The following is a 13,085-nucleotide window of genomic DNA, read 5'->3' on the forward strand; positions in this document are numbered from 1 at the left end:
TTTCTTATATCGGCTTGATCTTTTTCTCAATTTAACTAATGCGATAATTCCTTGGGGATAATTCTAATTTTAGCTTTTTCATGCTGCGGAATGTCCGCTTTATGAAAGAATTGCTCGATTTTTTCAATAAGATCCGTTTGAGGATCATAAATAAAATTCCAAATATTTTTTAATAAATCACTATAAGGCATTTGTTGCTCCAATTAAAAATTTAAGCTTGATCATTGACCAGAGGCTCCAAACCGATTGATGTAGCCATACTCCCATAAATTGTACTCTCTGATAACTCTTAAATGAGGGCATCTCTTGTGCAGCGCGAGCCCGCCTGTTTGCAAAAAATGCGTATAACAAAAAATTCTCTCTTAAGTCGCACCCCTTACAATCGTTTTGAATACACAAAAAACAAATTGTATTAATTTGAATCCAAACTGGCTTTTTTGATTTCCAGGGCTGCAATAGGAGAATTAAATCATGATATCCACCACTGATATTCTTTTAAATCATCTTGCTTTAGAACTAGCAAGGCTGCGCGGCGTTTCGACTTCTCCAGAAACGTTTGGTGATGCCATAACGCTCATTAAACGTAATCCCCTGGAATTGCCTGCGGTGAAGCAACCACTCCATGCGAATAACGAAATACCAGGAAATGATATGGGATTCTTTATTCCCATTGAGCCTCCAGAAAATCAAGATGACTCACTATTCCTTATGGTACAAGCGCTCCTGTGGCTTGCTGCTAATAAAAATTCAAATGAAAAACATAAACTGGAACAACAGTTAGCCGAATTAATAAGAAACCACCCCAATCTATTGGACTCTTATAAAGGATATAGTTTAGTCACTTTAATTATCAGGTCTGGCAGCGAGACTGTAGCAAAAGCAGCCCAGGATTCTATATTTAAATTAGCTCACTACGCGATACTGGATCTGGTTGAGTTCCCTGCTCCGGATCAAGAAAATCTCTGCATTAGTGCTGTAAAAAGTGGATCGCCATTCATTATTAATTTAGTTCAATCAATGTGTCTCCAGGCTGATTTTGAGAGCATTTTGACCGTAGGCTTTTTATCAACAGTGGAGCACTTAATAGAGATAGAAAACGAGCCTAATGAGAAATTAGCCCTTCAACAAGGGCTCGCCCTATGCAATGGAATAATACGCATTAATAGTGAGAGACAACAACTTGAAAATGAACGGAAAGCTGATGAGTACGTTAAGTATGCTATTCGCAACGAAAAGTTATCCCCTCTGAGTGATTATATAAACTCTCCTGCTAATAGTAATAAAATCAAGCCATTATTACATTTTGCCATCGATGGAAATAACCATTCAGCGATTCTTCTTATCGCACAGCGCATGAAAGAATTAGGTATGATGAGTGAATATGACTTACTTAATTTATGTGCAGAACAGATTCCTCATTCTAAACTTTATGCATTAATCAAAACAAATCCGAACATTCTATTGCCCAATTTTTCCCTTGAAGCATTAACCAATAAAAGCCTTAAATTTATCATTAACTATTTTCCCAACGATTACAAAGCGCTTGTAAACACAGTAGCTGGACGTGATCTAAAGAGTTTACTGGAGCATGACTTGCTCTTGGATTTATTCCTCTGCTCCGATCAAGCAAGAAGCAATATAATGAAGTCTATGTCAGTGCTTAGGGGTAACGAAATAGCGTCCCTGGTTACCAACGATAATAGTGTCATATTTTTAAGTTGTGCACTGGCTTCTGGGGCCGATCCAGTTGTCCTTCAAGAAATAGCCACTAAAAATAACCATGACTGGCTAAGTATTCTGTTAATTGCGGCCTCTTACCCAGGCAGCCAATTCCGCGTAGAAACTATAAACTCTTTTTTAAGCGCTGCTGATCAACAATCTCTTATCGTTACCAATATACATATATCCTTGGCAAGGAAATTAAATAATCCTGCCTTGTATGAGAGTATTCAAGCACGTAAAGCGGATAAACCCGCCTACTCTGAGGTTGAAATTGAAGATATCACCCATCTTCAGGGTGCATTACGAATATTTAATAGAGCCAATAGCGTCTATTCAACCTTTTTTGCTAAACAAGAAACGTATGATTATTGGATGCATGCAAAACCCCAGGCACGCTATGACGAACTTCTTAAAAATCCTGGCCTGGCCTACTTGGCGCTCAAATACATGGATTCTCACCATGTCCCGGATTATCCCTATGGCGTTCCCCTTTTTCTACCTGTCCAGGGTACAAGTCAATATGTCAAAAAGCCGGAAAACTATCAGGGTATTATGGGCGCTGCGTATTTACTGTCAGAAACAGCGCGTTCCAATGTAGGAATGAACAATATGCCTACTAAGCTTGATAAGAGAGACAGGGCGATGCAAGATCAGGATTTGGTTTGCACGGCTCCCTTTAAAACAGCCTTTACGACCGAAAAGCATTATTGTCGTGTCAATTTTAATCTGGGAAAAATACCCCCATCCTATCTTCGCCACGTTGTTATTAAGTTAGGTGATTATGTAGCAAGACAACAAGTCCCTGTACACATTCAATTAACGCCGGAAATGACTATGGACAATGATTATCAAAACCATGGAATGTGTAACTACATTTTCACTTATAAAGAGGGAGGAGGCACTGTTCACTCCGTCACGGTTACCACCCCGGGAGCGAATGAAATCTATCATGGTATCAACGGGTTTAAAGAAAGTCTCTGCCATCTTTTCTATGTCATCAATTCGATACCTGCAACGCCCGAGGGAAACTTAATTAAATCAAAAATAGTGGAGCATTTCTCTCAATTGGATGCACAAGGATTGTTGAAGGGTGAGTTAGATTCTCTTTTTGTAACGCTTAATCAATATATGGAAATTGATTTTCCAAGCAGCTTACCCTTGTCGTTCAAATACATTGATTCAATCCACTTTATTGAGACTCAAACAACCTTTAACGTGGATGAATTATATGCCTTGATTGAAAAAGGGGATATCAGCGACTTTAAAGCGTTTTTTAGAAAATACCCACAATTCTCCGATATGCCTTTTATGATAAGAGAAATGGTGGCCTTAGCACCCCCTTATCGCCTTCATGAAGTCACCCAAATACTAGAGGCGATCTATCCAACGAGTTATTTATCCTTTACAGAAAATTTAATTGAACTGAATACCCTGAATTCGAGAGGTCTCAAACAGGTAGTAATGCAATCAAGTTTACGTGGAAATCATCGTACGCATTTTGATTTGGCAGAATTAATCTCGCATTTGAAAATAAGATTGTCAGGTAATGAATTTGCCGCAACGCGTAAACAACTGATGGCAACCTATGAGAAAGAAGTAATAGCACTGCGTGATCAGCTAAGGGAGCTATATGCCAATGTGCAATATACCGGTAATAACGCCAAAATGCAGGAAATACTGACCAATCCTGAGGTTATTGCTGCACTAACGGGGAAAAATAAGGCTTTGCTGGCTGCTATTTTGGCATTTGAAATTGAGGCAGAACAGAAATCCAGCGTTTGTGACGCCACGTTTATCCGCCATGCTAAAAGTCAGCAGTCTGGTGAAATCATCCATTACACCCTCGGCAGTATTTTATCCAGTGCCTTAGCGCTGCCACAATCCTTTATTGCATCATGTCCACTCAATACAAAATGCGATAAGCCTGATGAAGCGCTTGCCTTAAGATCCTACCTTAAACAAAAATGCTTTACAGAAAAACTGCTTCTGAAGATTGAGGCAACGCTAGTCGATTTATGTAACTCTTATGACTCGGATATTAATCTTGAGCACTTTGTAATGACTGATGAGGCTCATTATAAGCCCGAACAATGGCAGCAGGATGATTATCTGTCTCTATTGGAAACGCTCTATGAACCTGTTAGTGGGAATGATTTTTGTGCCAACCCTAATATTCCCTCTGAGATCAAGGAAGGTTTATTGCTCCTCATTCAGGCACTCTTTCCAAGTGTGACTGTTGGAGTAAATTTAAATACCAATACGTTGATAGTCGATGAAGTATCTTTTGATCATTTCATGAAAGATTTTCTTTCAACGACGCATGGTTTACATCCTAAAATTTCTCATTTCCTTTTCGATACACTCCATTTTGGTGTTGCCTTAACCCGAGGAGATGCAATAGCAAAAATTCAACTAAAAGATAAGACAATCTCTTTTAACGATTTAATTGAGCAGGCGATGAAAACAATCAATCAAACAGGTGTGGACAGGACTAACTCTCTCATGGCAGAGCAATTAGCACTGCGAACAAAAATGCTAGAATCATGGTGCATCACGCATAGCAAACTGGAAATGAATCAAACGCCCTATAAGTTACCTTAAAGCTTAGGTTGACCATTGGCACCCTGGCTAATGGTCATATACGCAGTACCTTTATGGATTACTCTTCGAATTACTGCTCTCTTTTTCGTATAAGCCATCTTTCGTAGAAAATTTATTACATCCTGCCCATAAAGCATTTAATATGGGTGTTAGCAGCTGCCCAGGGACTTTATTACAGGGATTTACATGGATAATCGGTGGACTATAAAAATCCAGAATTTTGTTTTCTTGTGGTTATTATTCCCTCTAACGCTCCATGCGTCTTTCATTGAATCGACCCTGGGCACAGCGGTTGTTAATGATGCGACGGCGGCTTATTACAATCCAGCCGCTTTAACACTTTTAAGCAAATTTCAATTGATAGCACTGGGGTCAGTTGCCTCTTTTCATACCCATTTTACTGGCCAATCAATACAATCAGCAACCGGGTTCACCCAGTTTGGTCATTCAGCTGCAAAAACGAATTATTATTTACCTTCTTTTTACGCAGGCTTGCCGACTAAGAATAAGGTGACATTTGGAGTGGCTGTTTTATCTAATTCTTTTAACAGGAATATTGAAGAACACTCCATTCTACGCTATGCCCAATCCGGTAATAGCATTCAGGATATCGATGTGGTTCCCGCATTAGGATTGAAGCTAAATGAATTTTTTTCAGTCGGTATAGGGGTATCTCTATCCCATGTAAATTTTATTTTAAAACCAATTTCTGGATTTCCCAGTTTAAACATCCCTGATGCGCAAAATCATAATGAAGCGAGCAGTTATGGTTTAGGAGGAGACATTGGTTTTTTACTAAAGCCAAACAAAGCAACTCTCATTGGATTTAATTACCGCAGTTCGGTTACCTATCGATTCAGCGGCAGAAGTGTCCTGGCAGGCAATCCTGACATTGTTTCTAATGATTATTCGTTTACTTTTTGGACTCCAGCACGAGGTGTGCTTTCTATCAATCACTTTGTAACACCTTCTCTAGGATTTATCGGGACTGTTCAACGTATTCAATGGAGTCTATTCAATGAGATAGATATTCATGGTATAGCGGCAAGACTAGGTTCTGAGCCAATAATTTTGAATGCTAAAGTGCCTTATCATTTTCGTGATACCTGGCTTTTTACGATTGGTAGCCACTATCGTATAACGCCCAAATGGGTCATCCGAGTTGCAGCGAATTACAATCAAACGCCTGGAAACAGTCATTATCAGATAACCACTGGCAATGGGATTATTGCAGGCGCATCAATGGGGTATGATCTCTCTAAAATGATTACCATTGATGGCAGTTTTGCTCATGCCTTTATTCAAAATCAAACGATCAATATTATCACTGGCAGGAATTTCATTCATGGTGAAAATAAAGCATCTCGCAATGCTTTTTCTCTAAAATTAACATTCAATCAATAAAAACGAGCCCGCAGGTCAAATGCCTTTAGTTCAATTTAACTGCGGAATCTGGCAAGTTGGATAGTCCAACCAATTTACGGACCTGACATAGGCCCAGGGGAGATATGATTTGTCATGATTGGATTTAGGAAATCTGCCAGTAATTTTATAATCAATGCAAGAACAAGGATACTGGAGCCAAAAACAGCAATGGAACGAGTCGATAGGGTTGGTTGCTGAGCATGCATATCACACAAGTTATCATAGATACTTGCCATGGTTGCATAAATACTTTGGCATTGAGCCAAAACCTCTACATACTCATCATCATTGATCTCAATCTTATCTACCTGTTCCATCATGTCCTGATAAAGTCCTAATGGGGTACGTTTTCCTGTCGATAAAAAGGGGTTCGAGGAGGAAAAATCATATTGTTTCGCCGGTATTTGATAAGCGGTTAAACGATTACTGGGCTTGATATATCTCAATTGAACAGTGGACCCGCCATGCATAAAACCGGCAACATGCACTAAAAAATGCGCGAGAAGGGTTTTGGGTGTTAATTTTTCTATGTCTCCAAGATATTTTTCAGTTGTTTCTGTTATCTCGTCCTTAGAAATTTCATCAGGATTGACCCCTAATTGGCGTAAATCCTCTTCCATGGCTGGAGTACGCCATAATTGCTCCAGATAAGATAGCGAAAAAAATGCGCTGATGACCGTTTTATCTGTTTCAGAACTCTGCAATTTCTTTTCTATGGCTTTGATAATCAAAAATTGCTGGATCAATCGTGAGGCATATAAATCCTTGGGTATCTTTTTATTTTTAAACAGATACTCCGATTTAAAACGGTGATGCTCGGCTCGTTCGTGTTCCGCAGTCAGTTGACCGAATTTGCCATTTTTGTAGGTTGCATTTAATAGCGCTTTGCTAAACATTGGGTGTACTTCCTCACTGGAAAATGGTTGCAGAGGTGAATGCTAACTCATTGTGAATTATATAATATTGTAATGTGGGTCTGTTATCCAATCCTTTTTAAAACAGCGATTAATTGCCACTATAAATTGATTTTAAATGTTTTTTGATAGTCTATCGCTTTGCCATCCAAAAGGCGTTCGATATGCGGGCGTATAATGTCTAATTCGGTTGATTTAAAGCGATTATCGGGAAAATAGACATGATTCATCGCCTGTTTCTTTAATATCGATTTATCTTGTTTGAGAGCCAACTTCACAAATGGCAGGAAAAATAGTTTCTTTATCCAGCCAGGGAGCCAGTTTTTTCGATAACTGATAAGGAAAAAAACCTGATGTTCATCTGTGGAAGTAGCAGGGCTTAAGAAAAAGGTAAAGGCAACCGTTAAATGCTGATGACTGTGGTATTCAAGCTCGGCAATTAAGGGCAAGTGGAAACGGCCGATAGAACATTTGCGATTTTTTTCAAAAAGGGAGCTTACCCACCCTGATTGTTTCGGTTCGTTGTCATAACGTATTACAGCACTCACTTGATTCACATTCAGTGTTGCTGTTACTGATTGTCTTTGATCATCATGCCGGAGTAACCCTGCATGGACAAAATGAGTATGAGTAGCATCCAACACATTTTCCAGAATGTTTAATACCTCTCCTTGTAATTTTAATTGGAGTAAATGCGAATGATATTGTCTTGTTTGCAGGGCAGGAATTTCGTACAGAGGTAAGGTATCCTCATTTTTTTCCAGGCAAACAAAAACCAAACCTAGATGCGTTTTTGTGGGGTAAGCAGGTACGCGTTTATTGGCACAGTTTATTTTAGCTAAACCCGGAACATCGATACACTCGCCAGAGGTATTAAAACGCCAACCGTGATAGGCACATTGCAGTACCTCGCCATTCAATTTGCCGGCGGATAAAGGCGCACCACGGTGCGGACAAAAATCCTGCAAGGCAACAATTTTTTCCTTCACACGAAAGATGACAAGAGGGATTCCGAATAAGAAAAAGCGCTGCGGGCGGGAAGCTATTTTTTTGACTGGGGCAATTGGCAGCCATTGGGTTTTTAATTGCGATAAATTCATAATTTGTACCTTTTCACAAGGGGGACAAAGAGCCCATTTAATAGCACTCTTATTGCTTTCCAGGTGAGACGTCTATAAAACGGTAAATGCTTGATATAGATCGCTGAATACTCTATGAAGGGTTGTCCGCCACGTAATAATTTAAACCCTGATGCGCCAGAGCTTAGGTTTAAACAGCATCCCTTTTTCTCACTATAATCGAGTATCAAATAGATCAAAATTCGGTATAGTGCATTTTGATTCGGTAGATGGGTGTTGTATCCAACCAAGGGCGCAGTAATGACCTTCTCACTTTCAAAAATCCCAATAATCCCTTGCAAAACACCCGCCTGGTCTCTCAAACCAAACATCGTTAGCAATTGATTTTTATGCCAATATTCGATTAGTTTCTCACTAAATTGAGGATTGTGCTGCGAATATTTCTCCAAATAGAGCTTATTATAAAGATTAACAATAACAGGATAATCATCGCGGTTAATTTGTTCATGGGTAACCAGCTTGTAGGTTCCCTTCATTAAAGCACGACGATCATTCTGGGTATTATTTCTTTGTTTAAAATTGCACAGTTGGGAGTCAAAAATATAGACTTGCCGCGATGCAACCAGCATGAAATCCAATTTGGCTAATTGTTGGATTAGCGCTTCATTGGTATGTTTATTCAATGAGCGATACATGATTGCATGTTGTGGGTATAAAGACTGAATTTTCTTTCTTGCTTCTTCAGCACCATCACCCTTCCAGTCAGGATAGGGATTTGTCGATAATAAAAAATTATTAATACAGAGATTCTTATTAATCTCCCCCAGCCGGAGCAACTTGCCCAGTGTTTTCATGAGGAGGCTTAAAAACAGGCGTAACGGGTAATTTTTAATTTTGAAAAGTTCATCCTGACCATAAGTCACAAGGGCGTTATAAGGAGAGCAAACGTAGGATGAACGATATTCTTTTTCATTAATGGTAACTGGAAATACAAAGCCCCCCATTTCTACTGTCATCATTTTGGTTTCAACATTTGAGATCCATTCGTTGCTGGCTGAAAGGACAAATGGGTCACTGTATTTTAGGCTTTTGTCATTAAAGTTCATGGCTGTTATTTTTCACCATTAAATTCAATGTCATCCGTGGATGCGCTGTGGAAATTTTTCTTCTCTTTAATCATCCGTAATAAAATATTGCTAAGGGTAATCATGCTTTTTAGGCCAAGCCAGGGATAAGCTTTATCTTTTAAGATATCATGTGCTTTTTGATAATCTGCGATAAACCGTTTTGGATCTTTCCGTAAATATTTTGAGCCATGCAGCTTCATCCCAAGTCCAAGCATAAAAGGTTGTACCGGTAACTGGTAGGGTTGTCGTTGTCCGTCCAAAAGGTCAGACCAGTTAATTTGTTTAGCAATAAGATGAAAGCCGCTCGTCGCTCTTGGATTACATTCTAAAACAAAGGCCTTGTTATCCTCTAAAATAAAATCAAAAGCAATTTGTCCGTTAAATTTATAATTCGCACAAAAGGTCTTAATAAACTGGGTAATGGACTCTATGTCAACCGGTTCAAAATAAATGCCCGCCGCAGGACCTGCGGTGTATTTAGGATGATAGCAAGACTGTATTAATACGTCTCCCTCATGAGCAATAGCATAAGCGCAATATTCTTTGCCGCTTAAAAAGCGTTGCGCAAGATAAGGCATCTTAAGCGGCAATTCATCAATTGTCTTTTGATTCGGCTTGATAATGACATGGGAACCAAAACGGGAAAAGACTGGTTTTAAAATGACCGCTTGATGCGGTGGAATTTTTTTCTTGTCTTCTTCAACTGTCAATAACCAGCTTTCTGGGGCAGCCAAACCATATTCATGGATCAGTTGATTAAACGCATATTTGTTATGTAGCTGATTTAGGCGCTCAAAAGGTTCGCATAATAATCTGGTGTACCTGGATAATTCCTCATGTCCCTGGCTAATAAAAAAAATTTCTTCACAGGTAGGAATAAGCAAGTCAATTTTATTATCAATAAGGATGGTTTTGAGGGCATTGAGAAAGTTGGCTGGATTGCGATTGGGTTTAGGCAGGGTGAAATGTTTTCTCATTCCTTTAACAAAGCGTCCAAGGGGAAAGTTCATGCTATCCGCGCTATACACTTCATGACCTTGACTAAGCAGGCTTCGCATAATATCCATGCTAGCAGGAGCACGACTGCCAGTTATAAGTACGTTCATTTATTTTTCCTCGTTAAATCGACGCCCTCAACAGTATCCGCTATGGCCTTAAACTTGGATTGGATCCGTCGCCGTTTGCTGCCTGGTGGGTGTTCTTCATAATCCTGCCATTGCCACGTTGGGATCAAACAGTTTTTCTGTTTGAATAACTGATTTAAATGATCGATTAATAATGCTTTATTTTCTGGCTCAGGAAATACCCGGATACTAAATTTATCCAGTGTCAATTGAACAATCTGATAATCCTCAAACCCCACCGGACTACTAGCCATTTGCTGACGCAAGGTATCTGCAAAAATGGGGATGATTTCAGTCCCTCTCTTACCATGCAGAACATCACCCAGACGACCTTCAATAGCAGTTAACTCGGTAAAGACAGAGTCTGTTTTTTTTGTCACAAGAACATCATCCAGACGATAACGAATCACGGGTTGTGTTGTTCTTAGTAAATCCGTCACAATAGGAACAAAACGAGTTTCATCGAGCCACTCTTTTTCAATAATCAAAAACTCTTCATTCATCACTAAGGCATTGGTTGTTTTGTCGCTAATAGCAAGAAATCCCTCTGTGCATTGATAAATTTGGGTAACTGGCTGATCAAACGCTTTGCTGATAAAGAGCTCATCGCTTTTTTCCAATACCTCAGCAACAGAAATTATTTTTTTCGGTGGTTGGATGGTAAGTCGATGCCTTTGTTTAGCGAGCATCACTAAGACACTGGCAGGTGCCGATAAAATAGTGGGCTGAATAACATTCAGCTTTTTGATATGTTGATTCAAATCCTCCTGTAAATCAAAAAAATAAAATTTGATTTTTTTGCTTTTACCAAGATTTGTATACAATTGATTATTTGCCCGCAAAAAGAAGGCTATTCGTTCTTCAGTCTTTAATCCATCAGGCAATGCTTTGGCAAGAATAGTTCCCACCCAGGCATCACGTTCTCTTGGGCTAGTCAAAAATAAACCTCTTGAGCCTGAGGTTCCTGAGGATAGGCCCACGGCGATATCATTCAAGAGTGGTGAAAAATCCCGCGTTGTTTCTGCTTTTAGAGCAATAGCGAATGCGTCATCTTTTTTAATTTGCCTTGTATTGATTTCATCAAAATGTTCCATCATGAGATGTTTATTAATAATTGGCCATTCCTGGAAAGGCTTATCCAGATAGTTGCGATAAAACGGAGAATTTTTTAATGTGCTTTTAGCGAGTTTATTAAATTGTTTTTTTTGATACTTAATTAATTTTTCACGCGAGTTTAAATAGGTTTTCAGAAAAATAGTTTTGTAATAGTAATAAAGGATGCGGATGATCATGATCGTTTTTCTCTAATCCGCTCACGCGTATGGAGGCAATGTGTAGGGATGATATCGAGGTCTGGATTTTGTTTATAAAGCAAATGAAGATTGGCTATGGTTTGGATGTATTGTTCCTTATTATCGTGAACCAAATAGGTCAGGTTACTGGGATAAATCAGTTCCTCGTAGGCTTCTTGATGCCAGCAACTGTCGGCGATTAAAAAAGTAGCTTTTTCAGCTTTAAAATACAGTCCAATTTGACCTTTGGCATGTCCTGGTAAGGGAATAGCGAAAACTTGCTTATCGCCAAATAAATCAAATCCGCTAGTAAAAGGAGAAAGTTCTTTTTCCAGGGTGACTTCCTCTTTGCCAAGCACAATCAGGCGTTCATAAAAATTCTTGGGCAACAAGCCGGGTAAAAAACCTTGTAACAAAGCTCTAAACCCTTTCTTGGATTTAACATCATGAATAGCATCCTGGTGGCAAATGAATTTCGCCTTGGGAAAATCCCGTAAGCCGCCAATATGATCAGCATGGAAATGTGAGATCACAATATAATTAATATCCGTTGGCTGAATGTTGATTGCAAGGAGTTGCTGTTTAAGTGATTGGTTCAAAGTAACGGGGGTTAAACGTCGGTACAAGGAATAGGGAAAATATTTGGTAAGATGAAAAAAGCGCGCACTATAGCCCGTATCAAATAAAATATAACCCTGCGTTTTGTGCTTTATTAACGCACAGGTCGAGGGGTATTCCCGTTGTTTAAACTGTCCTTTTGTCATGGTCATTCTTTCGCAATGACGACAGGAACCCACTTCAAATAAGTGATAGCTAATCATAAATCTTGATACCATTTAGCAAACCTCTCAATACCCTGTTCAATATTGAGGAGTGGTTTATAGTGCAAGTCCTGTTTCGCGGCATCCATGTTGAGGGTTTGCCCTAACGCTAATACACCGGCACTATAACAGGTAAGTGGCGGCTCTTGCTTTAAACGTAATAAGCGATAGAAATTTTCTAAACAATACGCGATTACCCTGGCCCGTTGGTAAGGAAGATATTTCACTTGCAGTGGTTTGTGGAGGGCTGTAAAAACCATTGATAAAATCGCTATTAGCGTTTTAGGTTCGTCATTCGTGATGTTGTATTTTTTGCCTTCCACGTTGTTACTGGCATTTGCTGCCAATACTAAACTTTCTACAACATTATCCACATAAGTAATATCGATGATGTTTTGACCATTGCCAATAACCGGTAGCACGCCCTTTCTTTCTGATTGTAAAATTCGCGGGACAATAGCGCGATCGTAAGGGCCAAAAATTGCACGGGGTCGAATGGTGATAACCCGTAAATTTTTCTTTTGGTAAGCCTCATCAATGAGTCGTTCAGCCAATAGCTTGGTCTGTATGTAGTGATTGGCTGGTTTTCGGGGTAACGGTGCATCCTCTTTAATACCGTGCTTTTCCGTAAAATCAAAGTAGATACTCGGCGATGAAACATGTATTAATCGAGCATGGCTGGGCGTTGCTTCAATAATATTTTGAGTACCAATGACATTGGCTTGATAAAACTCTCTGTAGGCGCCCCAAATACTTGAGCGAGCCGCACAATGAAAAATAAGATCAGCGTTGGCCGATATTTTTTTTAGTTTCTCTTTTTCTGCCAAATCCATAGGAATAAATTGGGCACCAAGTTGAGAAACAATTTTGCCAAGATGTTCATTGCGGCCCAAAGCAATCACATCGTGTCCTTCTTGTATTAAGCGCCTGGTTAAATTTAGCCCCAGGCAACCGGTTGCCCCAGTAACAATCGAAATCAT

Annotated in this window: 10 protein-coding genes; 2 read left to right on the plus strand and 8 right to left on the minus strand. The window is 39.4% G+C overall.

Annotated elements, in window-relative coordinates; all coding sequences use genetic code 11:
• Window positions 1-35 precede the first annotated feature (35 nt).
• A complete protein-coding gene (locus DYC89_RS16555) occupies window positions 36-191 on the minus strand; it encodes a hypothetical protein (protein WP_181879418.1) in 156 nt (51 codons plus the stop codon).
• 280 nt (window positions 192-471) lie between these two features.
• Between DYC89_RS16555 and DYC89_RS14530 the strand changes: the two genes are divergently transcribed.
• Both DYC89_RS14530 and DYC89_RS14535 read left to right on the plus strand, forming a co-directional pair.
• The gene (locus DYC89_RS14530; protein ID WP_115222431.1) at window positions 472-4,323 is read left to right on the plus strand and encodes a hypothetical protein; all 3,852 of its coding nucleotides are present in this window, start codon (window positions 472-474) and stop codon (window positions 4,321-4,323) included.
• Window positions 4,324-4,509: 186 nt separating this feature from the next.
• A complete protein-coding gene (locus DYC89_RS14535) occupies window positions 4,510-5,727 on the plus strand; it encodes an OmpP1/FadL family transporter (protein WP_115222432.1) in 1,218 nt (405 codons plus the stop codon).
• Between the two features lie 74 nt (window positions 5,728-5,801).
• Here DYC89_RS14535 and DYC89_RS14540 read toward each other — a convergent pair whose 3' ends face one another.
• The 7 genes from DYC89_RS14540 to DYC89_RS14570 all read right to left on the minus strand — a co-directional run bounded on the left by DYC89_RS14540 (window position 5,802) and on the right by DYC89_RS14570 (window position 13,085).
• Complete coding sequence (locus tag DYC89_RS14540) at window positions 5,802-6,644, minus strand: biliverdin-producing heme oxygenase (protein WP_115222433.1); 843 nt, start codon at window positions 6,642-6,644, stop codon at window positions 5,802-5,804.
• A 119-nt stretch (window positions 6,645-6,763) separates the two neighbouring features.
• Window positions 6,764-7,762, minus strand: coding sequence for an aromatic ring-hydroxylating oxygenase subunit alpha (locus tag DYC89_RS14545; protein WP_115222434.1), 999 nt, complete (start codon window positions 7,760-7,762; stop codon window positions 6,764-6,766).
• Window positions 7,759-8,760 (minus strand): hypothetical protein, encoded by a 1,002-nt coding sequence (locus DYC89_RS14550; RefSeq protein ID WP_245954021.1) that lies wholly within the window; start codon window positions 8,758-8,760, stop codon window positions 7,759-7,761. The genes DYC89_RS14545 and DYC89_RS14550 overlap by 4 nt, the downstream gene beginning before the upstream one ends.
• Window positions 8,761-8,852: 92 nt before the next feature.
• Window positions 8,853-9,974, minus strand: a complete 1,122-nt coding sequence (locus tag DYC89_RS14555; protein WP_115222436.1) for an ATP-grasp domain-containing protein — start codon at window positions 9,972-9,974, stop codon at window positions 8,853-8,855.
• Window positions 9,971-11,284 (minus strand): F390 synthetase-related protein, encoded by a 1,314-nt coding sequence (locus DYC89_RS14560; protein ID WP_115222437.1) that lies wholly within the window; start codon window positions 11,282-11,284, stop codon window positions 9,971-9,973. Before DYC89_RS14560 ends, DYC89_RS14555 begins: the two co-directional genes overlap by 4 nt.
• Window positions 11,281-12,120 carry an MBL fold metallo-hydrolase gene (locus DYC89_RS14565; protein ID WP_425451559.1) on the minus strand — a complete coding sequence of 280 codons (840 nt, stop codon included), beginning with the start codon at window positions 12,118-12,120 and terminating at the stop codon, window positions 11,281-11,283. The genes DYC89_RS14560 and DYC89_RS14565 overlap by 4 nt, the downstream gene beginning before the upstream one ends.
• Window positions 12,102-13,085 (minus strand): NAD-dependent epimerase/dehydratase family protein, encoded by a 984-nt coding sequence (locus DYC89_RS14570; protein WP_115222439.1) that lies wholly within the window; start codon window positions 13,083-13,085, stop codon window positions 12,102-12,104. Before DYC89_RS14570 ends, DYC89_RS14565 begins: the two co-directional genes overlap by 19 nt.

This window comes from Legionella donaldsonii (assembly GCF_900452385.1).
Classification (GTDB): Bacteria; Pseudomonadota; Gammaproteobacteria; order Legionellales; family Legionellaceae; genus Tatlockia; species Tatlockia donaldsonii.